At 72.2% G+C, this 24,606-nt stretch carries 17 protein-coding genes; 9 read left to right on the forward strand and 8 right to left on the reverse strand.

Annotated elements, in window-relative coordinates:
- Window positions 1-66: 66 nt before the first annotated feature.
- Entirely contained in the window at window positions 67-1,230 is a 1,164-nt protein-coding gene (locus tag V9G19_RS17580; RefSeq protein ID WP_462283989.1) for an IS701 family transposase, read from the forward strand.
- A 661-nt stretch (window positions 1,231-1,891) separates the two neighbouring features.
- On the opposite strand, the gene recD is transcribed toward V9G19_RS17580, so the two are convergent.
- Window positions 1,892-3,841 carry an exodeoxyribonuclease V subunit alpha gene (gene recD, locus V9G19_RS17585; protein WP_462286715.1) on the reverse strand — a complete coding sequence of 650 codons (1,950 nt, stop codon included), beginning with the start codon at window positions 3,839-3,841 and terminating at the stop codon, window positions 1,892-1,894.
- 68 nt (window positions 3,842-3,909) lie between these two features.
- Between recD and V9G19_RS17590 the strand changes: the two genes are divergently transcribed.
- Complete coding sequence (locus tag V9G19_RS17590; RefSeq protein ID WP_462286716.1) at window positions 3,910-4,959, forward strand: GNAT family N-acetyltransferase; 1,050 nt, start codon at window positions 3,910-3,912, stop codon at window positions 4,957-4,959.
- Between the two features lie 14 nt (window positions 4,960-4,973).
- On the opposite strand, the gene V9G19_RS17595 is transcribed toward V9G19_RS17590, so the two are convergent.
- The 4 genes from V9G19_RS17595 to V9G19_RS17610 all read right to left on the reverse strand — a co-directional run bounded on the left by V9G19_RS17595 (window position 4,974) and on the right by V9G19_RS17610 (window position 13,888).
- Entirely contained in the window at window positions 4,974-8,330 is a 3,357-nt protein-coding gene (locus V9G19_RS17595) for a UvrD-helicase domain-containing protein (RefSeq protein ID WP_462286717.1), read from the reverse strand.
- A complete protein-coding gene (gene recC, locus V9G19_RS17600; protein WP_462286718.1) occupies window positions 8,327-11,866 on the reverse strand; it encodes an exodeoxyribonuclease V subunit gamma in 3,540 nt (1,179 codons plus the stop codon). The genes V9G19_RS17595 and recC overlap by 4 nt, the downstream gene beginning before the upstream one ends.
- Window positions 11,867-12,030: 164 nt before the next feature.
- Window positions 12,031-12,732, reverse strand: coding sequence for a peptide-methionine (S)-S-oxide reductase MsrA (msrA, locus tag V9G19_RS17605; RefSeq protein ID WP_462286719.1), 702 nt, complete (start codon window positions 12,730-12,732; stop codon window positions 12,031-12,033).
- Between the two features lie 91 nt (window positions 12,733-12,823).
- On the reverse strand, window positions 12,824-13,888 hold the full coding sequence (locus tag V9G19_RS17610; RefSeq protein ID WP_462286720.1) for a DUF4439 domain-containing protein: 1,065 nt from the start codon (window positions 13,886-13,888) through the stop codon (window positions 12,824-12,826).
- A 94-nt stretch (window positions 13,889-13,982) separates the two neighbouring features.
- Here V9G19_RS17610 and V9G19_RS17615 point away from each other — a divergent pair, with 94 nt between their 5' ends.
- The 4 genes from V9G19_RS17615 to infB all read left to right on the forward strand — a co-directional run bounded on the left by V9G19_RS17615 (window position 13,983) and on the right by infB (window position 19,265).
- Window positions 13,983-14,504, forward strand: coding sequence for a ribosome maturation factor RimP (locus V9G19_RS17615; protein WP_462286721.1), 522 nt, complete (start codon window positions 13,983-13,985; stop codon window positions 14,502-14,504).
- A gap of 3 nt (window positions 14,505-14,507) precedes the next feature.
- Complete coding sequence (gene nusA, locus V9G19_RS17620; RefSeq protein WP_462286722.1) at window positions 14,508-15,686, forward strand: transcription termination factor NusA; 1,179 nt, start codon at window positions 14,508-14,510, stop codon at window positions 15,684-15,686.
- Window position 15,687: 1 nt separating this feature from the next.
- Complete coding sequence (locus V9G19_RS17625; protein ID WP_462286723.1) at window positions 15,688-15,996, forward strand: YlxR family protein; 309 nt, start codon at window positions 15,688-15,690, stop codon at window positions 15,994-15,996.
- A gap of 134 nt (window positions 15,997-16,130) precedes the next feature.
- Window positions 16,131-19,265 carry a translation initiation factor IF-2 gene (gene infB, locus V9G19_RS17630; protein WP_462286724.1) on the forward strand — a complete coding sequence of 1,045 codons (3,135 nt, stop codon included), beginning with the start codon at window positions 16,131-16,133 and terminating at the stop codon, window positions 19,263-19,265.
- A 29-nt stretch (window positions 19,266-19,294) separates the two neighbouring features.
- On the opposite strand, the gene V9G19_RS17635 is transcribed toward infB, so the two are convergent.
- From V9G19_RS17635 to V9G19_RS17645, 3 genes are all read right to left on the reverse strand, one after another.
- Window positions 19,295-20,527, reverse strand: coding sequence for a Dyp-type peroxidase (locus tag V9G19_RS17635; RefSeq protein WP_462286725.1), 1,233 nt, complete (start codon window positions 20,525-20,527; stop codon window positions 19,295-19,297).
- Window positions 20,524-21,126: a copper chaperone PCu(A)C gene (locus V9G19_RS17640; protein WP_462286726.1), complete on the reverse strand. Its 603-nt coding sequence runs from the start codon at window positions 21,124-21,126 to the stop codon at window positions 20,524-20,526. The genes V9G19_RS17635 and V9G19_RS17640 overlap by 4 nt, the downstream gene beginning before the upstream one ends.
- A 163-nt stretch (window positions 21,127-21,289) precedes the next feature.
- Window positions 21,290-21,952, reverse strand: a complete 663-nt coding sequence (locus tag V9G19_RS17645) for a hypothetical protein (protein WP_462286727.1) — start codon at window positions 21,950-21,952, stop codon at window positions 21,290-21,292.
- Window positions 21,953-22,048: 96 nt separating this feature from the next.
- Between V9G19_RS17645 and rbfA the strand changes: the two genes are divergently transcribed.
- Genes rbfA through V9G19_RS17660 form a run of 3 tightly spaced genes read left to right on the forward strand, consistent with a single transcriptional unit; the run spans window position 22,049 to window position 24,475 of the window.
- Window positions 22,049-22,522, forward strand: a complete 474-nt coding sequence (gene rbfA, locus V9G19_RS17650; protein ID WP_462286728.1) for a 30S ribosome-binding factor RbfA — start codon at window positions 22,049-22,051, stop codon at window positions 22,520-22,522.
- 26 nt (window positions 22,523-22,548) lie between these two features.
- Window positions 22,549-23,472: a tRNA pseudouridine(55) synthase TruB gene (gene truB, locus V9G19_RS17655; protein WP_462286729.1), complete on the forward strand. Its 924-nt coding sequence runs from the start codon at window positions 22,549-22,551 to the stop codon at window positions 23,470-23,472.
- 28 nt (window positions 23,473-23,500) lie between these two features.
- Entirely contained in the window at window positions 23,501-24,475 is a 975-nt protein-coding gene (locus V9G19_RS17660; protein ID WP_462286730.1) for a bifunctional riboflavin kinase/FAD synthetase, read from the forward strand.
- Window positions 24,476-24,606 lie beyond the last annotated feature (131 nt).

Here is a 24,606-nt window from a genome sequence, read left to right on the forward strand (position 1 = left end):
CCGGCGTGTCGTGGATGTCAGACTGATGACTGGGGCCATGGTGCTTATGTGATCAGTGAGGTTTGTGTGGCGGAAGTGGAGTTGTGGGCGGAGGGGCTGGCGGCCGTGCATGCCCGGATCGCGTCGCGGTTCGCGCGGTCTGAGCCGCGGGAGCGGGCGCTGGAGTACGTGCGCGGGTTGCTCTCGCCGGTGGAGCGCAAGAACGGGTGGACGCTGTCGGAGCGGGCCGGAGCGGCGAACCCGGATGGGATGCAACGCCTTCTCGCGGCGGCGGATTGGGACGTGGACCTGGTTCGTGACGACGTGCGTGGGTACGTGGTCGAGCACTTGGGCGACCCGGCCGGGGTGCTGGTCGTGGACGAGACGGGGTTCCTCAAGAAGGGCACGAAGTCGGCCGGGGTGGCCCGGCAGTACTCCGGCACCGCGGGGCGGATCGAGAACAGTCAGATCGGGGTGTTCCTGGCATACGCGACGCCCGTCGCCCGCACGTTCCTGGACCGGGAGCTGTATCTGCCAAAGGCGTGGACCGAGGACCGGGACCGCTGCCGAGAGGCCGGGATCGGCGACGAGGTGGCCTTCGCGACCAAACCGGAGCTAGCGATCGCGATGATCGGTCGGGCATTGGATGCGGGGGTGCCGGCCGGATGGGTCACCGGCGACGAGGTATACGGCCAGCACGGCGGGCTGCGCGCCACCTTGGAGAGTCGTGGCATGCCGTACGTGCTCGCGGTGCCGGTCAACCAGCGCGTCATCGCCCGTGTCGAGACGGACACCGGCGACCGGGTCGCCAAGCTGCGTGCGGACGAACTCGCGAGATCGCTTCCAGCGCAGGCGTTCAAGAAAATCTCCGCAGGCAACGGCGCCAAGGGTCCCCGGCTCTATCACTGGGCCCGCGCCCAGATCCGTCCGCTGGAATCTGCCGATGGCTACTGGCTGCTGGTGCGCCGTTCGATCAGCGACCCCACCGACCTGGCTTACTACCTGTGCTGCGGGCCCGAGGACACGCCGCTGCGCGAGCTTGTCCGTGTCGCCGGGGCCCGCTGGGCCATCGAGGAGACCTTCCAGAGCGCCAAGGGACAGGTCGGCCTGGACCAGTACCAGGTCCGCCGATACGAATCCTGGTACCGGCACATCACCCTGGCCATGCTCGCCCACGCCTTCCTGACCATCACCACCGCGGCCACGGCAACCCCCAAAAAGGGGGCCATCGAGCCAACCCCACGGACCTGATCCCGCTCACCGTCCCCGAGGTCAAACACCTTCTGGCGCAACTGATCTGGAAACACAACCCAGACCCGGCCGAAGTTCTTCACTGGTCATCCTGGCGTCGCCGGCACCAAGCCCGAGCCCGCCGATGTCATTACGCCAGCCGTGGCGCATTCCCATAAATGCGGCTGTAGGCGTGGAGGCGGGCAATCATCGGCTCGGCCGGGTCGAGAGGAGCGTGTCGGTCGTTTTGTGGCGCCAGAACCGTGCCGACCGGGTCCTCTCGACTTGGCGGGCCTGGTCAGCGACGCGGCTGCCGTTGGCCCAGGCACAGCGTCGGGGCCGCGTACGGCGAGCCGAGCACGCCCGCGGACATTAATGGCGAACAGAGGCCCCCCTTTCCCAACGCGACGGTGGTCGCTCGTCGGCGGCCGGGTCACCGAACGTGGAGCCCGTGAGTGACGCGCTGGCTGAACGGCAAGTCGCGCCCTTTGCAGCCAGTCGCGCACGGGTAACTGCGCTACTCGCGGCGGACCAGGACGGCGCCGGCCTGCGCCACCCCTGAGTCGAAGGCGGCCCCGCTGTTGCGCGACTCGCCGACCGCGTCCCTGCGATCCGCCAGCTCGGACGAGTTGCCGATCCCAATCGACCGGTCGAAAAGCATTGTCCCCCCAGCCACTAGCAACTAACCCAACGGGTCGGCGGCCCGTTCTCGGGCCGCTGCGGCGGGCCGGGTTCCGGGAGCATGCACCAGCCGGTGCCGCAGCCCGGAGGCGCGCTGGATCGGCCGCTCAATGCCGGCGGCCACGGCCTCCGGGGTCCCGATGATCGTCAGCTCGCGCTGCGCCCGCGTCACCGCCGTATAGATCAGCTCGCGGGTGAGTAGCGGCGAGTCCAGCTCGGGCAGAACGACGGTCACCGATTCGGCCTGGCTGCCCTGACTCTTGTGAATCGTCGCAGCGTGCATGGTCTCGACTTCGCTCAACCGGGACGCGGCGACCTCTCGCACGCTCGCTCCGGCGTCGAAAACCGCAACCAACCGCGCGCCGCGCCTCATCACGACCCCGGTATAGCCGTTGTAGAGGTCCATCGCGTAGTCGTTGGCGGTGACGAGCAGGGGGCGGCCGGCATACATCGGGGTCCAGAAGTTCTCGCCAGTCTCTTCGCTCACCCACTGCTCGACCTGGCGATTCCATCGCGAGACCCCGGACGGCCCGGTGCGGTGCGCGCACAACAGCCGGTGCCGAGCCAGGGTTGCCAACGCTCGACGTGCCCGATCGTCATCGTCGCCTGCGGCCCGAGCCAGCTCGCGAAGCACCAGCGCGCACTCCACGATCAGCGGCTTGCGCTCGTCGACGTCGGCGAAGAGGCGGATCTCGTCGCCGCCGCCGTGGAGCAAGCTCACTGCCCCGGCGGCGTCGCCGTTGCGAATAGCGTGCGCGAGTTCGCCGATGGCTCCACCGAAGCGATAGGTGCGCCCCAGACGGGCAACCGCTCCCAGCTCGTATGCCGCTCCCAACGGTTCGCCTGCCGCCCCCTCGGGTTCGGCTGTCGCCCCCAACCTGCCGCCGGTTGCCGTGGGCTCGCCTAAGCCGTGTCCGCCCATCCCGGCCACCAGATCGGCGAGGACCGCGCCAGCTTCAACCGAGGCGAGTTGGTCGGGGTCGCCGGCGATGATCAATCGCGAGGTCGGCCGCAATGCCTCCAGCAGGCGGGACATCAAGGTGAGGGAAACCATGGACGCTTCGTCGAGCACGACGACGTCATGGGGGAGGCGGTTGTCGCGGTCGTGCTTGAACCGGCTGCGAGACTCCGGAATCCAGCCGAGCAACCGGTGCAGCGTGGTCGCGGACAACGATGGGATCCGCGCCCGGTCGGCGGCGGGCAGCTGAGCTGCCGCGCCGTGGAAGGCCTCGGTCAGCCGGGCCGCCGCCTTGGCTGTCGGCGCTGCCAGAGCGATGCGCAAGGGACGCCGCGCACGCCCGTCCCCTGGGCGCTCTGGGCCGCACGCTGGGTCGCCGGCCGCCTGCTCGGCAAGCAGCGCCACGATCTTGGCGATTGTCGTCGTTTTGCCCGTGCCCGGCCCGCCCGTGACGATCACCGTACGATGCCGAACCGCGCTCTCGCCGGCCGCGCGCTGGTCGCCGTCGCCAGCATCGGGGAAGAGTCGGCTCAACCCGGTCGTGAGCACGGACTCCTCCACCGACACCGCGCCCAGCCCGGCCCGCTCATGCAGGACGTCCGCGACGAGCACCTCCTGCTCCCAGTAGCGCTCGAGATAGATCAGGCCGAACTCCAGCCGCAGCACCCGTTGTGCCACGAGCGGACTGTTCGCGACCAGCGAGCGCCAGGCCGTGGCATCGGGTTCCGCGGCGAATGGCCACAGGAATTCCGGATCGAGCGCGCTGGCCTCCTCGAGGTCGCAGGCCACCGACCCGGTCCGGACGGCACGCACGGCCAGCGCCAAAGCCAAGCGCACCCGGTCGTCGGCCTCGCCGACGAGTTCACCGAGGCGAACGGCGACGTGCACATCGGCGGCGTCGAGCAGGCCGGAGGCATTGGCCACCCCGAGCAGGCCCTCGGCCCGCTCAGCGAGCCGTCGGTCGTGCGGCGGTGGCGCCACGAGTTCGTTCATCGAACCGGCCGTTCGCGGGAACGCTCTGGTTGGCGGCAGGGGCCGGTGGCCTTCGATAGCGTTCCCAGGTGCTCTTCGAGACCACCACCGAGCGGCTGCTGCTGCGCCGGCCCACGGCCGCCGACCGGGACTTCTATCTGCGCCTGCACGGCGATGAGCGGTTGTATCGACATGCCCCCTATGCCCGCGTCGACGCCGACACTGGTGCGGCCCAGTTCGCGAAGCTCCTGGAGTGTTGGGAGGACAACGGCTTCGGCTACTGGATCGCCTGTGACACATCCACGGGTATGCCGCTCGGCTGGGCCGGCGTCCGCCCCGCCACCTCCGGGGCGCTCAACCTCTACTACCGGTTCGCCGCCGAGGCTCACGGACAAGGCCTGGCGCGCGAGGCCGCCCGTGCCGCGGTGACGACGGCCACCGAATGGCTTCCCGGTCGGCGCATTGAGGCCGTGGCCAAAGTCCATAACGACGCCTCGATCCGCACCGCCCGCAGCGCCGGGCTGCTGCCCGTCGGCACGCGTCAACTGGAGATCGACCCCCCTGGCAGCGGCGCCTCGATGATTCTCGTTGCGCCGCAAGTCGTTCGCGTGGATGTCATCACCGAATCGGACAGGGAGGCGCTCATCGCCCTGTGGATGCGGGTCAACGACTCCGGCGGATCGGTGGGCTTCTTGCCGGGCGCGCCCCGGGCGCGGGTCGAGGGGGCCCTGGTCGAGCACGGGGCCCAGATGGCGGCGGGACGCGCTTTCGGCGTCGCCCTGCGAGATCCCGACGGGACCCTCGCGGGTTGGGCATGGTGGGTCAAGACGACTAATCCGCTTCTGGCGCATGTCCGTTGGCTCTACCGATTGATGGTTTCCCCGGAACGACAGGGACGCAACCTCGGCTCTATCCTGATGGCCGGCCTGATCGGCTGCGCCCGCGCCGATCGCGGCGAATTGCTTCGCCTGGACTATCGCAGCGGCGGCGGGCTGGGCGATTTCTATGCGCGGTTCGGGTTCACCGAGGTGGGTCGTGTGGGCGGGGGCATCCGGGTGGCGCCGGGAGACGAGCGCGACGAGGTGTCGATGGCGCGCCGGACCGATGGCGCGCCCCTGACCCTCGAGGGCCGCACCTGACCTCATTCCGGCGATCATCCTCTGCCGTCCAAGAGGTCGGAGAGAGCGAGGACCAGGGCCGCTGGCGGGCGCCACGAGAAGACTCCGGCGGGATGCCCGTCGACCGCTGGGGTGTCGGGGCCGCACATTCCGCGCAGATAGAGATAGAGCACGCCTCCCAGGTGGCTCTCCGGGTCGTATGCCGGCACCCGCCAGCGCAGGAATCGATGCAGGACAACGGCATACAGCAATGCTTGGAGGGGGTATGACGAGTGCTGCATTGCCGCCGAGAGTGCCTCGGGCGCGTAGTGCGCGGCCGTCAACGGAGCATCCGCCGGCCCGAGCCAGTTGGTCTTGTAGTCGGCGACGAGATAGCGATCACCGACGCGGAACACGAGGTCGAGGGACCCGGTCAAATAGCCGCGCAGCGGCTGCTCGCCGAGCTCGGGGCGGGCGAGGTCCTCGGCATACGGGAGCAGCGGATCGTCCGGCCCGAGGTGAGCGCGCAGCAGCGGCGCGAGGCTGGCCAACCGGACCTGCGGAGCCCCCCGAGTGGAGATGAGGTCGCCGCCCCCCAGCGGGAGCTCGAACTCCAACTCGCACAACCGATCACGCGCCGGAATGTCGGCGAGGGTGACGCCTGGCGCAAGCGGCCCGAGGGGCGTGCGGGACACGTGGACCAGGGCCTCGGCGAGCGCTTCCCGGTCCACATCGACGGGCCAACGCAGCACCTGCTCGCCGATGCGGGCGGTGAACTCCGCGGTGGCGTCGGCGGGCTGCGGGTCGGCGGTCTCAAGCACCGCGTGGACCAGCGAGCCGAAGGTCGCCCCGACGGGCATGCCGGCCATCGGTGAGGCCAGACCACGCGCCGCTTCGAGACGCGGATCAGACTCTGCGCGAACGGACTCGGGAAGCACCTGTGCGCCGGGTGCCTCATCGTCACGAGCCGGGAACTCGGGCTCGGGTTGCCCCGGCCCAGTCAGGGCGAGCCCGGACTCCGCCGCCCTGGTCAACGCGGTGTATGAGGTGCGCCGCCAATCCGCGTCGATCGGCCGGAGCAGGGAGCGCACCGACAACTCCCCGTCGACGGCTGCCCGCAGCGTGCCGGCCGGTGCCTCCCCGCCGAACCACTCGGGCGACGGCCCACCGGCGCTCAGCCACAGACCCAACTGACTGACGACGGGAGCGTCGGTGGAGGGGACCGGAACCTCCGGCTCGGGCTGGCCCACGCCACCGGGATCGCGGCCGAACAGCGCCCGATGCAGGGGGGAGGAGCGGGTTGTCGTCATCGGGGTCCACCAGGTGACCAACTGGCTTTGCGCGCGGGTCAGCGCGACATACAGCAGCCGCAGGCTCTCGCCGTCGTCCTCGGCCCGACACCGTTGCAGGACATCGTCATCAGGGTCGCCGCCCACGTCGAGGCAGCGTCGGCCGTCAGCGTCGTGATAGCGCGGGAAGTCGGGTGCGTCGGGGGTGCGGCGGTCGCTGAGGAAGGGGGCATAGACGATCGGGAACTGCAACCCCTTGCTGCCGTGAATCGTGGCGAGTTGCACGGCAGCGGCGTCGCTGTCGAGGCGTCGGCTGCGCAGCGAGGCCCCGCGGGTGGTCGGAGCGGCACGTTGGGCGCGCAGCCAGGCCGTCAACGCGACCAGGCCGAGCCGTTGCCGCAGGCTCTCGGCGTGCAACAACTCGGCCGTATGCCGCATATCGGTCAGCTCGCGCTCGCCGCCCAGGTGCCGCAGGAGCCGCTCCTGCACGCCCCCGATTGCGGCCGCCTCCAACACGGCCGGTATGCCGCGCACCGCGAACAGCTCGGCCCAGTGCCGCATTGTCTCGGCGACCTCCTCGGTAGCCGCCTCGCCCCTTGCGTCCAGGTCGGCCGCGGTCACGCCGAGCATGGGGGTCAGCGCGGCCGCACGCACTCGCGCCGAGCGATTGGGCGACTCCATCGCTTCGAGGACCGTCAGCCAGTCGAGCGCGGCGGGGGACTGCAGGACGCTGTCGTCGGCGCTCATCACCGCAGGAACCCCGATGTTGCGCAGGCTGTCTCGCACCAGGGCCAGCTGGTGGCCGGTCGAGCACAGCACCGCGATATCGCGCGGCTGCAACGGCCGGCCGTCGAACCGGGCGCCCGAGAGAAGCAGCCGTTTGATGTCGGCGGCGGCGTCGCGGGCGATGCGCGGGCGCGCGACACCGACCGTGGGCAGGCCGCTGTCGCGGTCGGGGTCGAGATCGCTGCGGCGGGCCACCCGTAGCCGCCACGGCTGCGGGTGGGGCAGGCCGGTCAGGCGCCACTGCTCACGGTGGGCCTCCACCCGGTGGACGACGATCGCGGGGTCCCCGAGCGCCATCCCCTCCAGGGCCGCACCGACCGCGTCGACAAGCGGTCGGTCGGATCGCCGGTTGGTCGCCAGCGTCTGGTGGGTCGTTGCGATTTGGCGGGCGCGCAGGTAGGTGTCGATGTCGCCGCCCCGGAAGGCATAGATCGCCTGCTTGGGGTCACCGATGAGCACCATCGTGCTGTGCCCGTGGAAGGCGCGTTCGAAGACCTGCCATTGGACCGGGTCGGTGTCCTGGAACTCGTCGACGAGCACGACGCGCCACCGCTCGCGCATGCGGGTGCGCGCGGGGGCAGCTGGCGGTTCGAGGGCGGCAGCCAGGTCGGCGAGCAGGTCGTCGTAGCTCAGCACGCCGAGCCGGCGCTTGCGCTCGTCGAGTTCGGCGCGCACCTGCAGAGCAAAGGCGACCCGTTGTCCGCCAATCGAATCGAGGGAGGCGGCGCGAGGTTCAGTCGCTGCGGCCGGATCGGCGACGACCTCGGCGGCGATCCGGCGCGCCGTCTCGAGGCCGAAGGGTGGCTCCTGGAGCCGGGCGAAGCTGTGCAGATAGCTGTCCGCGACAACGTCGGCGAGCAGGTCATCGAGGCTCTCGACCAGCGTTGCCCCGCTGTCGGTATCTCCGGCCACGCCAAGGCTGCGCAGCACGAGCTGGCAGAACTGGTGGATGGTCGCGATCGTCGCGTCGTCGAAGGCGCCGAGAGCTTCGCGGATCCGGCGGTGCCGCAGCGCGATTTCTTGGGGTGAGCAATCATCGGTGAGGGTGTGCTCCAGCCGGTTGCTGGCCGGGTGCGCCACCGGGTCGGCCAGGTGTTGCTCGACGCGGGTCAGCTGGTCGCGCACGCGTTCGCGCAGTTCTTGGCTCGCCGCCCGTCCGAACGTGACGACAAGCAGTTGGTCCAGCGGCGTCCCCTCGGCGACATAGCGGGCGACCAGCGCCGAAATCGTCCACGTCTTGCCCGTCCCGGCGCTCGCCTCGAGGATCGTCGTCCCCGTAGGCAGCGGCGCGATGATGTCGAAGGGATCGGGCGCGAAGTCGACGCCGAGGGTGGTCACCCGCGCCACACCTCCGCGGCCAGCGCCGGACCCCACACCCGCATCGCATAGTGCCCGAGGCGGGTCGCGATCGCCGACTCGTATGCCGCTCCGCCGGCCCACCGCTCCTCGGCTGCGGCCGCGCCACACAGGACGTCGAGCGGCGGGTGCGGCCCGTAGAGGGTGCCCACGGCGGCGTCGGCGTTTTCGCCGGGGTAGTCGCCGCCGACCCACTGGGCCCGGGCGCGCACGAGGGCGGGAGCCTCGCGCTTGTGGGTGGCGTGCCACATCACCTCGGCGTAGGCGTAGCTTGTCTTGGGGGAGAAGGGGATCGGCTCGCGCAGGCCCCGGTCATAGATGGCGGCCAAATCGCGCAGGACCGTCGCTGCGAGGTCTGCCGGGACGGGACCGATCTGCACGTGGGTCACCGCCCCGCGCGAACCGCGCCCGATCGCATGGGCCGTCCATCCGGCGTTGCTCTCGGCTGTGCCCGCCGACAGTGCGAGCAGCGCCAGCCAGATCCGCAGCCGATGCCGGGCGGAGATGCGCGAATAGGTGGTCAGCGCGAACGCGCGGCCGGCCACCTGCCCGACCGTGCCAGTTAGCAGCCGTCCCCCGAGGTCGAGCGTGATGTCGACCGCGCCCCTCGGGTCGATCGACCCGGACGCGCCCCCCGGACGCACGCGGGCCGCCTGCTCGGCGATCCGATCGACAGTTGGGCCAAGTTCCCGCAACAGCCGGTCGCCGAGAGCGGCCGGCGGGAGCTGGCCGCGCATCCGCTCGGCGCGCTGGACCTCGGCGACAGTCGTGCCCGTCAGCCGGTCGTGCAGGAGCCGCTCGCCCAGCTCCCACTTCTCGAGGTCGCCAAGTTCGATCGGGATCGCCGCCAGCGCCTCCGTCGCGTCCAGGGCAGTGGCGACGTCGAGGCGGGAGCGCAGGAATGCCCGTGCCGGATTGGCCAAGAAGCGCTCCAGGTCGTCCAGGACGAGGTCGCCGGCCGGGGCAGCGGGCAGCGGCCCGGACAACACGAGCCGCCGGCCGGGGCCCGGCCGGGCACCTCGGGCAGCCTGCGCCGAGGAGAGTGCGTGCGGGTCGAAAGAGAACGGTGGCTGGCCGCTACCACCCAACGCGCTCGGGTCGAAGGGCTGCAGCGGGTGGCGGTGCACGGGCAGGACGGCGCCGGCACCCGCGGCGCCGTCGGGGTCGGGATCCGCGGGATCGTCGGGGTCGTCGGGATCGGCGGGGTCGGCGGGGTCGGCGGGGTCGGGATCGGCGGGATCGGCGGGATCGGCGGGGTCGGCGGAGCCGTCCGGGCTGGCCAGCCCGACCGCCGCTCGAGCAGCGTCGATCAGCTCCCCGAGGGGCACGGCAGGAGGCCGCGGCGCGCCGGTGTTGGCGTCGGCGCCGGTATAAGTGACGACGAGCCTCTCGCGGGCCGCGCAGATCGCGTCGAGCAGCAGCTGCCGGTCCTCGCTGCGCGGATCTCGCTCGCCGGTGAGCGGCCGGCGAGCCAGCACGTCATCGCCGTCGATCGCGTTGCCGCGCGGGAAGATCCCGTCGTCCAGGCCGAGCAGCGCGACCACCCGGTGGGGCACCGACCGCATCGGGACCATCGTGCACACGGTCAGGCTGCCGGTGCGGAAGTTGGCCCGGGTCGGGCGGCCCCCGAGCCGCTGCGCCCAGAGGGCGCGCACATCGGTCAACTGCAGCGGCAGGCTCTCGCCGGCGGCCGTGGCGACCGATGCCAACTCCCGCTCCAGCTCGGCGCGCTGCCAGGCCTCGGTGTAGGTGACGTCGGTAAGGCCAGCGACGCCGTCACCGAGGGCGGTCATCCACTCCGCTGCGCCGCGCGCCGCGAGCAGCCGCCCGCGCACCGCATCGACCCGGTCGACGAATTCGACGACGCGCCCGACGAGGTCGATCGCGCCGCTGTCGACGTCGTCGACTGGCAGCACCCCCGCGCTCCAATGACCCGGCCCCTCGGCGCGGGCGACGCCGAGCAAGAGCCGGTCCAGTCCAGCCCGCCAGGTGTTGGCCGCCAACCCGCCCAGCGCGTATGCCGCCCGATGCTCACCGTCGATGCCCCACCGCACACCGGCCTGCTCGACCCAGCGCGCGAACTGCTCCAGATCGTCCCCATCGAAGCCGAACCGGCGGCGCACGGGCTCGGCCGCGGCAAGGTCGAGCAACTCGCCGGCCGTGATCCGGCCGCCGGCCAACTCGATCACCCTCGTGGCCACCGCGGCCAGCGGGTTGGTGCTCGTCAACGCCCGGTCGGCGAGCTGGACCCGCAGGGTGTGCGCGGGGTGACTCCCGGCCAGCCGCGCATCGGCGAGCCCGAAGGCCGCCTGGATCAACGGCGCGTAGGCCTCGATATCGGGGCACATGACGAGGATGTCGCGGGGCTCGAGACTCGGATCGTCGGCGAGCAAGCCGAGCAGGACTTCGCGCAGCACCTCGACCTGGCGGGTAGGCCCGTGGCAGGCATGCACCGAGATGGTGCCGTCGCCGACCACGCCCGCGCGGGCGGCGATCACCTCGGGCGTGGCCGGGCGGTCGGCGCGCAGGTCGGCCTGGAGGTGGCCGAGCCAGGTCGTGGGGGCCGGCTCGGCGACGGTCACCGGTTCCGACCGGCCGAGAGCCGGGGTCAGCCCGCGCTGCAGCTCGCGCAGGTCGCGCCCGAGCGAGGCGAGCAGGGGATGGTCGACGAGGGTGACGCTCGGATCGTCCTCCCTGGGCACGGGCCCGGCGACGGTGACGGTGATGAGCTTGTCCCACAACGCCGGCGACGGGTGCGGCAGCCACAGGTGCACCTCGCGCCGTCCACCGAGCGCGCCGAGCAACTCGACCTCGGTTTGGGCGAGCCGGGTGTGACCAAAGAGGGAGAGCCGCTCGGGCAGATCGAGCCCCGGATCGCCGGCGCGCAGCCGCGCGATCGTTTCCGTATGCCGCCGGGAGGGCGTCGCGCCCCCGATTCGGTCGGTCAACGCCCGCCACAGCAGCGGCTGCCACGTCAGGTCCTCATCGAGCCTCCCGCCGGCGCCGTCCGACCAGTCCCCGCCCTCGGGCACCCCCGCCTCCCAGGAGGCGAGCAGCGCGGGCCGCTGCACGGCATACGAATGAAAGAGGCCGGCCAGGCGACGGGCGAGAGAGTAGCGGCGACCGGCGCGCAACCGGCCCCGGGCGCTGGAATCGCCGTGGCCGAGGTGACGGGCCAGCTGGGCGGCCCACGGCTGGTCGAGCTGGTCGTCGATGGTGGCCAGGAGCGGCCAGACCAGCTGGTCGGGCAGCCAGGGGTCGTCCCGGTCGGTGCCGAGCAGAAGGGTCACCAGCGAGCTCGGGGAGAGGAACCGCACGGCGGCGCACACACCGTCATCGCCGCCGGATCCGGCGCCGAGCCGGTGGGAGAGCCGCTGGGTCAACCAGCGCTCGACGCCACGCGCGGGCACGACGACGAGGTCACTCGCGAACGGGTCGGTCGGCGGCACGGCGAGCAGCGCCGCCAACCCCTCGGCGAGCAGGTCGGTCCGCGGCTCACGGTGCAGGTGCACGGCCACTCGGTCACCCTAGAACGCCGCGGTGACAACGCCTCGCGCGCGTGATCCAGGGATCCAGGGGGTGGTGTGCGGCAGCTGGCAAGGTTCGCCGTCCTGCAGGAGGTGCCGTATACCTCACCTTTTGCAGGACACCCTGTCGCTGGCGAGCCCGCGCCAGGGCGCGGTCAGTAGCTCGTCCGCGGCGGCTCGATATCGGCCTGCGCGGGCAGCTGCGCGACCCCGGTCGGGCAGGTCAGGCCATTGGGGCCGTGGTTGCAATAGCCGCCCGGGTTCTTGTGGAGGTACTGCTGGTGGTAGTCCTCGGCATACCAGAACGGCCCGGCCTGCTCGGCCCCGGCCAGCTCGGTGCTGATTGTGCCGTAGCCGTGGCGGTCGAGTTCGCGCTGGAAGGCCACGGCCGTGGCGCGCGTCGCCTGCTCCTGCTCGGGCGTCGTCCAATAGATCGCCGAGCGGTATTGGGTGCCGACGTCATTGCCCTGCCGGTTGGCGGTGGTCGGGTCGTGGTTCTCCCAGAACGCCTTGAGGATCGCCTCGGGCCCGGTGACCGCAGGGTCGTAGGCGACGAGCACCGCTTCGGTGTGCCCGGTCCGGCCGGTGCAGGTCTCCTCATACGTCGGGTTAGGGGTGAACCCGCCGAGGTAGCCGGCCGCGGTCGTGACGACACCGGGCAGGCGCCACATGATCCGCTCGGCCCCCCAAAAGCAGCCCATCGCGACATAGATGACCTCGGTGCCGTCCGGCCACGGCCCCTCCAACGGCGTGCCAAGCACCTCGTGCCGGGCGGGCACGGCGAAGACCCGGTGGTCGCGCCCGGGAAGGGCGTTCTCGGCGGTGGGCATGGGCGCTGCGGCGCGGAAACCGAACATGCCCAGGATCAACAACCACGCGCCCCCCACGGATTCCCAGCGACGAGATTCCCGGGGGCCGACGTCAGCGCAACCCCTCAGCGCAACCCGTCTAGCGCAACCCGGGGAAGGCGCCCGGGTCGGTGCCGGAGTCCGCGGCGAGGCCGGCGGCGCGCGCGAGCCAGTCCGACCCGAGGGCCACCAGGGCCCGGTCAGGCTGGCGGCCATCGGTCGCGCGTGCGGCGGCGCCGATCGCGTCGCCGTAGGCGCCGGGGAGGGCAGCGAGCAGATACTGCGCGAGCCGGTCGGCGCCGTCCGCCTCGTCGGGGCTCAGCGGCAGCTCGTATGCCGAGGCGGCCGGCGGCGCGCTCGCCCCCGCGGCCTGCTCCTGGGCGAGCGCGAGCGCACGCACCTGCGCCAGCCACGCTCGAGTGCGGTCGCGGCGCGCGCCACTCGCCCGGGCCGCGACCACCTCCAGCCCGTATGCCGCTTCCCGGCTCGCCGTGAGAAAGGGCACCACGCGCTCGGGTTCCGGCGCGTCCGCGCCGGCGACGCCCGCAGTCGGCGGGCCAGGATCGCGGCCGAGGATGCGGCAGGCGAGCAGCCGGGAGGCACGCATCGAGGAGAGCATGGTCAACAGCCCGGGGTCGGCGATGCCGAGCAGAGTGCCGACCGCCGCGACGGCGTCCTGCTCGGCTCGCACCAGAGCGGCCGTGCCGGCCGGGGCCGGCGTCGAGCTAGCGGACCCCGTCGTCGACCCGGCTGATCCCGTCGTCGAGCCGGTGGATCCCGTCGTCGAGCCGGTGGATCCGCTCGGGGTGGGCGCGGGGTCGATGGCGTCCGCGGGAACCCCGGCGCGGCGCAGGGCCGCGTCGAGGACGACCGCCTGCCGGTCGTGCCAGCCGGCGAGTTCAGCCGCCTGGTCGACGCCGGCGCCGCGCAGCCAGCCGGCGAGTTCAGCCGCCTGGTCGACGCCGGCGCCGCGCAGCCGCCCGGCGAGATCGCGCGTGCCCCGGAGCAGGGCGAGCAGGTCGGCCTCGCCCGGGATCGGGGTGCGCGTAGGCACGAGCGGCACGTGCGGCGCGTCGTCCTCCAACCGGATGCCGCACCCGCCGAGCCCGAGCGTCATCCCCGCCACCAAGGCCAGGCGCCGGGTCGGTCTGCCGCTGTCCTGCACGTCGCCGATGATGGCACGGCCGGTCGCGGGAACACGCCACCGCCACCGAACGCTTAGAGTGGACGGACACGTCAAGACAGACTCGGGGGCCACCATGAGCACGCACGAGCAGGTGGCGGCGCTGATCGCTCCGCTCGTCAGCGCGCACGGCCTGGTGCTGGACGACGTCTCGGTGACCCCGGCCGGCAAGCGGCGGGTGCTGCGGGTCAGCCTCGACGTCGCGCCGATCCTGCAGGCCGACGGATGGATCGACCAGCCCACGGCGCCGGTCAGCCTCGATGACGTCGCCGCCGTCAGCCGCCGCATCGACGCCGCGCTCGACGGCTGCGACGTTCTCGGCGACGCCCCCTACGTTCTCGAGGTCAGTTCGCCCGGACTCGGTCGCCGCCTGACCGTGCCGCGCCACTTCCAGCGCAATGTCGGCCGGCTGATCTCGATCCGCTCCGCGAGCGCGGAGGTGACCGGCCGGATCGTCCGTGCCGGGGCCGACGAGGTCGTGCTGAGCCTGCATGCCGGCGACGGCCAGGAGGGCGAAACCCACCAGACCATCCCGTATGCCGTGATCGAGCGCGCCGTCGTCGTCGTCGAGTTCGGCGACCGAGCAGACAGGAGTTGACGCATGGACATCGACCCGGCCCAACTGCGAGCCCTTGAACATGAGCGCGGCATCTCTCTCGACGTTCTCGTGCCGGCGATCGAGAAGGCGCTGCTCAGCGCCTACGAGCGCACCGATGGCCACTACAAGCACGCCCGCGCCGAGCTGGATCGCAAGAGCGGTCGGGTGACGATCTGGGCGCGCGAGGCCGTCGAGGTGGAGGCCCCCGCCGACGAGAGCGAGACCGACGCGAGCGCCGACACGGACGCCGCCGGCGCAGACGCCGCTGGCGCGCACGTTACTGGCGCGGACATCGAGGCCTCGCCGGAGGGGCCGGAGCGGGTGCGGCGGGTGATCGAGTTCGGTCCGGAGTTCGACCACACCCCGGCCGATTTCGGCCGGGTCGCTGCGGCGACGGCTCGCCAGGTCATCGTGGGCCGGCTGCGGGAGATCGAGGACGAGCAGATCCTCGGCGAGTTCAAGGGCCGCGAGGGTGACATTGTCGCCGGCGTCATCCAGCAAAGCGCCAGCCCGCGCTTCGTCACGGTGAGCTTCGGCTCGGTCGAGGGCATCTTGCCGCTCGCCGAGCAGGTGCCCGGCGAGAAGTATCGCCACGGAGACCGCATCCGGTGTTATGTCGTGGCCACCAAACGCGGCCCGCGCGGCCCCCAAATCGACCTGTCCCGCACCCACCCCAACCTCGTCAAGAAGCTGTTTGCCCTCGAGGTTCCCGAGGTCGCCAGCGGAGCCGTCGAAATTGCCTCCCTCGCACGCGAGGCCGGTCACCGGACCAAGATCGCCGTGCATACCAAGGTGGCCGGGCTCAATGCCAAGGGGGCCTGCATCGGCCCCATGGGCGCGCGGGTGCGGGCCGTGATGAGCGCTCTGGGCGGCGAAAAGATCGACATCGTTGACTACTCCGAGGACCCGGCGCAGTTCATCGCCGCCGCCCTGTCCCCGGCGCGGGTGCAATCGGTCGAGATCGTCAGCACCAAGGACCGCAGCGCGCGCGTGGTTGTTCCGGACTATCAGCTCTCGCTCGCCATCGGCCGGGAGGGGCAGAACGCCCGGCTGGCGGCCAAGCTGACCGGGTGGCGGATCGATATCCGGCCCGATATCGAGAGCCCGGCCGCCGGTGGCGGCACCCGTCCGTCGCACGGCGCGCAACCCCCGCACCGCCCGGCCGGCCCCGCGACCCGCTAGAATGGCTGACGCCGACCGGACTGGACTCCGGGGTGATCAGCCGATTCGCACGTGTATCGGCTGCCGCGCACCGGATAGCCGGTCGGTCCTTTTGCGAGTGGTGGCGGGCACCGGGCCCGAGGGGATCATCCCCCTTCTGCCCGATGTTCGGCGGCGCCTGCCGGGGCGTGGCGCATGGCTGCACCCGGCGCGTGACTGCCTCGACACCGCGATCCGGCGCCGAGCGTTCGGGCGGGCCTTGCGAGTCGACGGCCCGGTCGATCCGGCCTTGGTCGTGGGACACATCGAGGCACTGCTGGCACAAGGCTGACCTGACCGCACGTGCCCTTCGAGATCCGAAAGCGGGTTTCCGCGATGAGCATCCGATGAGTACTCAGCAATGAGTTCCCCCCAGCTGTAAGAGCGGTCCGCGCCTGTCCCGGCACGGACCGAGACAGGAGAAAAGTGTCCAAAGTCCGTGTCAGTGCGCTCGCCAAGGAAGTAGGAGTCCCGAGCAAGGTTCTCCTCGAGCGCCTCAACGAGATGGGCGAATACGTCAAGAGCGCCAGCTCGACCATCGAAGCGCCGGTTGTCCGGCGCTACAAGGAGCGGTATGCCGCCTCCGGTGGCGACGCCGCTGGCGCGCCAGCTCCGACTCCGGCTCGTCCGGGCACGCCCGGGCCCGGCAGTGCCCGCCCGGCGGCGCCGAGTCCCAGCGGGTCCGGACCGCGCTCCGGCGGGCCAGTTCCCGGACCCCGGCCCGGTCCCGCGCGCCCCGACGCCCCGGCAAGTCCGGTAACCCCGGCGACCGCGACCGCGGCCGGGTCCCGCTCAGCACCTGCGGCGGCGCCATCGGCTCCGGCAGCCGGGCCATCCGCTCCGGCCGCTGCACGCTCGGCGCCACCCACGGGGCCGTCGGCTCCGGCGACGTCGGCGCCGGTTGCGGCCGAGTCCGCTCCGGCCGCCGCGCCGCCGCAGCCCGCGGCCGGCCCAGCGGCGCCGGCGCCCGCCCCGGCGTCGATGCCGGCGCCCGCGCCTCGTAGCCACCCCGCAACGCCGGCCGCTCCGGCTCCCGGCGCACCGGGGCCGCGTCCGTCCGGCCCGACCCCACAGGCCCCGGCGGCGCGCACGCCGCAGGCTCCCGGGGCTCGTCCCTCCCAGGCGCCCGGCGGTCGTGGCGGCCAGGCGCCGTCGGGCCGAGGCGCGCCGCGCCCCGGCGACGCGGGGCGTCCCGCACCAGGCCCGCGGGCCACACCGGGCAGCGTGCCCGGCGCCCCGCGCCCCGCGGCGCCCCGCCCGGGCAACAACCCGTTCTCCCAGAACCAGGGCATGCGTCAAGGTGGGGCCCCGCGCCCGGGCAACAACCCGTTCGCGCCCAGCCAGGGCATGCCGCGACCGCAGGGCCGCGGCGGGCCTCGGCCCGGCGCGCCGGCCGGTCCCGGCGGCCCGCGCCCGGGCGGCCCGCGCCCGTCGCCGGGGATGATGCCCGACCGCAGCGCGGTCGCCCGCCCCGGCGAGCGCCCGGCGCGCGGCGGTGCTCCCGGTCGCCCCGGTGCCCCCGGGCGTCCCGGCACCGGCGGTGGCGGCGGCGGCTTCGGCGGCCGCGGACCCGGCGGCGGTGGCGGCTTCGGCGGCCGTCCCGGCGGCGGTCCCGGTGGCCGCGGCGGCACCCAGGGCGCCTTCGGCCGCGGCGGCGGACGCAGCAAGCAGCGCAAGTCCAAGCGGGCCAAGCGCCAAGAGTTCGAGCAGATGGATGCGCCCACGATCGGCGGCGTGACCGTCCCCCGCGGGGACGGCTCGACGGTGGTGCGGATTCGCCAGGGCGCTTCGCTGACCGACTTCGCCGAGCGGATCAACGCCAACCCGGCCTCGCTGGTCACCGTGCTCTTCCATCTCGGCGAGATGGCCACGGCCACGCAGAGCCTCGATGAGGACACCTTCAAGGTCCTCGGTGAGGAACTCGGTTACGTCATCCAAATCGTCTCCCCGGAGGACGAGGAGCGCGAGCTGTTCGAGTCCTTCGACATCGACCTCGACTTCGGGATCGACGCCGAGGAGGCCGAGGACCTAGAGCCTCGCCCACCGGTCGTGACCGTCATGGGCCACGTCGACCACGGCAAGACCAAGCTGCTCGACGCCATCCGCAACGCCAATGTCGTCGCCGGCGAGCACGGCGGCATCACCCAGCACATCGGCGCCTACCAGATCCACAAGGAGCACGAGGGCGTCGACCGGGCGATCACCTTCATCGACACCCCGGGTCACGAGGCGTTCACCGCGATGCGTGCCCGTGGTGCCAAGGTCACCGACATCGCGATCCTCGTCGTCGCCGCCGACGACGGCGTGATGCCGCAGACCATCGAGGCGCTCAACCACGCCCAGGCAGCCGACGTGCCGATCGTCGTCGCGGTCAACAAGATCGACGTCGACGGCGCCAACCCGAGCAAGGTCCGCCAGCAGCTAACCGAATACAACCTCGTCGCCGAGGAATACGGCGGCGAAACGATGTTCGTCGACGTCTCCGCCAAGCAGCGCCTCGGCATCGAGGACCTCCTCGAAGCCGTGCTGCTGACCGCGGACGCCGCGCTCGACCTGCGGGCCAACCCCGACCGGGACGCCCGCGGCGTCGCGATCGAGGCCAACCTCGACCGCGGCCGCGGCGCGACCGCGACCGTGCTCGTCCAGACCGGCACGCTGCGGGTCGGCGACGCGATCGTCACCGGCTCGGCCCACGGGCGGGTGCGTGCGCTGCTCGACGAGCAGGGCAAGCAGCTGGCCGAGGCGACGCCGTCCCGGCCGGTGCAGGTGCTCGGCCTGTCCTCGGTGCCGCGTGCGGGCGACACCTTCGTGGTGGCTCCGGACGATCGCACCGCCCGGCAGATCGCCGAGCGGCGCGAGGCCGCCGACCGGCAGGCCAGCCTGGCCAAGGCCCGCAAGCGGATCTCCCTGGAGAACCTCGACGCGGCGCTCGCGGCCGGCAAGATCGACACCCTCAACCTCATCCTCAAGGGTGACGTGTCGGGTTCGGTCGAGGCGCTCGAGGACGCCTTGCTGCAGATCGACGTCGGCGACGAGGTCGACCTGCGGATCATCGACCGCGGCGTCGGCGCGATCACGATGAACAACATCAACCTCGCGATGGCCTCCAACGCGATCATCATCGGCTTCAACGTCCGCGCCGAGGGCCAGAACGCCGAGTATGCCGAACGCGAAGGGGTGGAGATCCGCTATTACACGGTGATCTACCAGGCCATCGAAGAGGTCGAAGCGGCCCTGAAGGGCATGCTCAAGCCGGAGTTCGAGGAAGTCGAGCTCGGCACCGCGGAGATCCGTGAGATCTTCCGGTCGAGCAAATTCGGCAATATCGCCGGGTCGATCGTGCGCAGCGGCGAGATCCGCCGCGGCGCCAAGGCGCGGATCACCCGGCGGGGCGTTGTTGTTGCGGAGAACGTCGAGGTCGCCGGTCTGCGACGGTTCAAGGACGATGTCACCGAGGTCCGGGAGGGCTACGAGTGCGGCATCAACCTCGGGTCGTTCAACGACCTGCAGCTCGAGGACCTGATCACGACCTACGAGTTGCGGGAAAAGCCGCGCGCCTGATCCGTCCGGGCCGCGCCCGCTTCGCCTAGCTAGGCGAGGAGGGCGCGGCCCAGGTGCTCGTCGGCGCCGATGCCCGGCAGGATCGCAAAGACCGCCGACCCGATCGGGGTAGTCCACAGGTTGAGCAGGTCGGCCTCGGCCAGCCGGGTCTGGATCGGGTCGAACTGCGCCAGCGGGTCGACCTGATAGGCGGCGAACAGCAGGCCGGCGTCGGCGCCGGGGGCCTGGCCCTCGGCATACGAATAGGGGCGGCGCAGGATCTGCTCGCTCGGCGCGCTGGAGTGGGCGCGCCGCACATGCGCGGCGTCGTCGACGACGTGGAAGCCGAGGGCGTCTATGGCGTCGAAGTCGGGCAGGTCGAGTTCGGCGCCGCCGGTGATCGGGGCGCCGTCGCTGAGGCGGCGTCCGATCGCGTTTTCGCGGGCGACCCGGTCGGCCTGCTCCCACTTGTCCAGGTCCATCCGGATGCGGCGCAGCACGAGTGAGGAGCCGTCGACCAGCCAGTCCGGCGCGCCGGCACCGGCAAAGACGAGGCTGTCATCCTGCGGGTTGATCGAGCCGTCGACCTGGCCGAACAGATTGCGCATCCCCACCAACCCCTCGCCGGTGTTCAGCGGCTCCCGGAAGCCGCGCTGCGTCCAGCGCACCTCCGCCAGATCCCGCACGCCGATGCTCAACCGGCGGGCGGCGTGATACACCGTCGTCGGCGAGTCGGCGCACACCTGCAGCAGCAGATCGCCTCCGCACCACCGCTCCTGGAGCCGGTCGATCGAGTATGCCGGCAGCGGCCCGAGCCACTCCGGAACGGCTCCGGCGCCCCGGGCTAGCGACACCGGCCGCGGCCCGACCCCGACGGTCACCGTCAGCCCGGCCGTATGCCGCGCCACTTCCGGTTCCGGGTCGGTCAACGGCGCCCGGCCGGACATCAGGCGCTCGATGTCGTCGCTCCAGATGGCGAGCAGCCGGCGCAGCTCGGTGCGGCCGGCGCCGCGAGCCAGATCGAGGGCGACGAACGCGGCATACGGCTGAACCCGCCCGCGGATTCCCGGCTGTCGTGCGGCCCGGAAGGCGCCACCCTGCCCCGCCCGCTCACCGGACGGAGGGGCCGACGCGGCGGCGGGCGCACTGCCCGCCGCCGCGTCCGACGCTGAGTCGGTGCAACCCGCGAGAGCCCCGGCACCGGCGCCGCCGAGCGCGGCGAGCAGCATCGCCCGCCGCCGCGGCCCCGGCTGGACCCCGGGCGCGGGGCACCGGGAGGTCATGAGTGATCCATCGACGGGGCGTAGCTCTCGTTGGCCCCGTCGAACCGGCGGACCGGGATGGTCAGCGGCACCTGACCCAGGCTGGTTTGGAGGGTCACGGTCACCGATTCGCCGTTCACGAGCGGTGCGGACATGTCCATGAACATCAGGTGGAAGCCGCCGGGCTCGAGAACCAAGTTCGCCCCGGGCGCGATCGTGAACCCATCGGCGACCGGGCGCATGACCATCGCGCCGGCGTCGTTCTTGGCGACTTCGTGCAGCTCCATCCGACCGAGTGGGCTCGTTGCGCCGGTGATGTGCACCGTCTGGTCGGAGTTGTTGACGAGCGTCCCGAAGGCGCCGCTCATCGGGCCCTCGCTGGCCTTGGCCCAGCCGTCGGTGATCGTGACCGGGGTGATCCGGTCCGGGGTGCTAGCGGTGGCCGAGCCGGTCGAGGATGAGGCCGCGGATGCAGATGGGGCAGCGGATGCGGATGAGGCCGCGGTCGAGGACGTCGAGCTCGGGTCGGAGCCGTCGGAGCCGCAGCCCGTCAAAGGAGGCAACAGCAGGATGAGCGCGACAGCGAGCGAGGCCCGCCGCGCGCGGGTGGGCAGGGACATGAGGAGGATGCCTTTCAGAAGCTGAGGAAGTTCTGCTAGCAGCAGTTGCACGATGAGCACTAGCGTGCTGCTTATGGGGAGGTCGAGGAACTTCCGCTAAGTGGTGGTGCTGGCGACGTCCCTCGAGTGGCCACAGTGCCGCGGGAGGCGGCTGGCGCTGTCGTTAGTGGGCGGCGGGCGCCGGTGGGCCACGGGTCAGCCGCGAGGAGGAGAAGCGTCCTGAACGCAGCGGCGCGAGCAGCCACATCGGGGTGCGCGGCACTCCCGGGACCAGCAACACCGGCCGGGACCACAGGCGCGGGCGCCACCGTTCCCAGGCGCGCCACAGGGCCGCCTCGGCCCGGGCGGCGAGCACCGCCAACACGAGCGTGGCGAGGGTATGCGCGATCAGCATCCGCGCGTCGAGGCCGAGCACCGGCCCGGTTGCCGCATGGTCCATCGAGCCCATGCCCATCGACCCCGGGCCCATCGAGCCCATGCCCATCGACCCCGGGCCCATCGAGCCCGGGCCCATCGACCCCGGGCTTATCGAGCCGCCGGGCAGCTGCCCGGCTCCCAGCGTGGTGCGCGCGCCCTCGGACACGACGAACGCGGTGTGCGCGAGGAGCTGCCCCCCACCCAAGGCCGCAGTCAGCCCGACGGCGCCCAGCCGCCGGCCGGTGACTGCCCACGCGAGCGGGCCGCTCACCGCGAGCGCGAGGAGCAGCGCGGACGCCGGGAGCGGCATACCGCCGAGCCGGTGACCGAGGGCCGCGAGCAGCGTGGCGAGCCCGGCCAGCGACGCGGCGCGCAGCGCGCGCGGCATGCCGGAACCGGGCGGGAACATGCCCCCCAGGGTAGGCGAGCGCAATTCGGCGCGCGTCGCCGGGAGGCCTGGTTAAGGTGTAGGTCCCCCGTCCCAACACCGAGTGAGGAGATGGCCGTGGTCGACCAAGCCCGTGCCCGTCGCGTCGCCGAGCGGATCAAGGATGTCGTGGCCGCCAACCTGGGGCAGGTCGTCAAGGACCCGACGCTCGGGTTCGTGACGATCACCGACGTCCGCGTGACCGGCGACCTGCAGCAGGCCTCCATCTTCTATACCGTCTTGGGCGACGCCGACCAGGCGGCCCACACCGCCAAGCTGCTCACCCACAACACGGGCAAGCTGCGCAGTCTTGTCGGCAAGCACCTCGGGATCCGGCTGACCCCGAGCCTGGAGTTCGTCGCGGATGCCCTGCCCGACGCCGCGGCCCACATCGAGGAGCTGCTCCAGGCCGCACGCGAGAAGGACGCCCAAGTCGCCGCAAGCGCCGAGGGCGCGGCCTATGCCGGCGACGCCGACCCCTATAAGCACCCGGACGAGGCGGAGGAGGCGGAGTCGACGCCGGTCGGCCTGACCCAACGTGCCGACGCCTGACCCAACGTGCCGACGCCCGACCCAACGTGCCGACGCCTGAGCCAGCCCGCGACGGCCTGCTGCTGATCGACAAACCCCCGGGGTGGACCAGCCACGACGTCGTCGCCAAGGCCCGCGGACTCGCCGGCACGCGTCGCGTCGGCCACGCCGGGACGCTCGACCCGATGGCCACCGGCGTGCTCGTCCTCGGGATCGGCCGGGCAACCAAGCTGCTCACCTTCCTCGTCGGCTGCGCCAAGTCGTATGCCGCGACCATCCGGCTCGGCGCCACCACGGTCACCGACGACGCCGAGGGCGAGCTCACCGCGAGGACACCGGTCGCGCTTGCCCCCGGCGCGCTCGCCGCCGCCGTCGCAGCCCTGACCGGCGACATTGAGCAGGTGCCGAGCGCGGTCAGCGCGATCAAGATCGACGGGCAGCGCGCCTATGCCCGCGTCCGCGGCGGCGAAGCGGTCGCGCTCGCAGCCCGTCCGGTGACGATCTCCCGGTTTGCCGTCCTCGCCGAGCGTGCCGCCGACCTGGACGGTACGCCGGTGCTCGACATCGACGTCGAGGTGGACGTTTCGTCCGGGACCTACGTCCGGGCTCTGGCGCGTGATCTCGGCGCCGCTCTCGGCGTCGGCGGTCACCTGACTGCGTTGCGCCGCACCCACGTCGGGCGCTTCGGTCTGGACCAGTGCGCGCCGCTCGATGACCTGGTCGCCGGGCGGGCCACCGGACGGTCGTTGCCGGTCCTCGGTCTCGACGCGGCCGCCCACGCGCTGGCCGTGCGCGAGCTGAGCGCCGCCGAGGCGCGAGAGCTGACCTTCGGTCGCCGCATCCCGTCCGCCGAGCCGGGGCGCACCGAACCGGTGGCGGCGCTCGACCCCGCGGGGCGGCTGGTTGCCGTGCTCGACGAGAGCCGGCCCCAGGCCCGCTCCCGGGTCGTTTTCGTGGCCGCGAATTCATAGCCGGCCCCGGGCTTCGTAGAGTGTGCTCGTGCTCCGTTGGACCGACCCCGGGCAGACCCCGCCGCCGCTGCGCCCGTGCGTGGCGACCTTCGGCAACTTCGACGGCGTCCACCGCGGCCACCAGGCGCTGATCGCCGTCCTTCGCGAGGAAGCGCGCCGCCGCGGGCTGCCGGCGGTCGCGCTGACGTTTGAACCGCACCCGGTCCAGGTGCTCCATCCGGAGCGGGCGCCCGAGCTGATCAGCCCGGGCCGGCTGCACGAGGATCTGCTCACCGACACCGGCATCGACGGACTCGTCGTTGTGCCCTTCACGCGGGAGTATGCCCAGCAGCGCGCCGAGGACTTCATCGTGCGCACGTTCGTCGAGGGACTGCAGGCCCAGGCGCTCGTCGTCGGGCAGGACACCAAGGGTTTCGGCGTCGGCTATACCGGTGACGTCGACCTCATTCGCGAGCTCGGCCGCACGCACGGCTTCGACGTCGTCGTCCTGAACGATCTCGGCGACGACGTGCGCTGGTCGTCCAGCGCGGTCCGCGAGCACCTGCGCGCCGGCGAGGTGGAGGCGGCCGCGGCCATCCTCGGCCGGCCCCACCGGGTCGTCGGCATCGTCGTTCACGGCTTTCACCGCGGCCGCGCTCTCGGCTATCCCACGGCCAACCTCGAGCGCCGCTCGCGCGGAGTCGTCCCCGCCGACGGTGTGTATGCCGGCTGGCTCACCCGCCTGGAGCGGCCGCCCGGCAGCGTCGACCAGCGCCTGCCGGCCGCCATCTCGGTGGGCACCAACCCCACCTTCGACGGGACCGACCGCACGGTCGAGGCCTATTGCCTCGACCGCACCGACCTCGATCTGTATGACGAGGAGGTCGCCATCGATTTCGTCACCCGGATCCGGCCGACGCTGAAGTTCGACTCGATCGAGGACCTCCTCCTGGCCATGGCCGGCGATGTCGAGGCGACCCGGGCGGCGTTGTTCGGGAGTCCGGTCGCTGGCGGCACGACGTGAGCCGAGCCAAGCGGCATACCGGCGATCGTGGCGTGTCTCACCGGACGCACACGTGATTTCGCGCACGTAGTCATGGCACGATCGGCGCAACCCGCCGACCGAGGTCGCGCCAACCGATACTGCGAAAGGGT

It is taken from the genome of Nostocoides sp. (genome assembly GCF_037045025.1).
Lineage (GTDB): Bacteria > Actinomycetota > Actinomycetes > Actinomycetales > Dermatophilaceae > Nostocoides_A.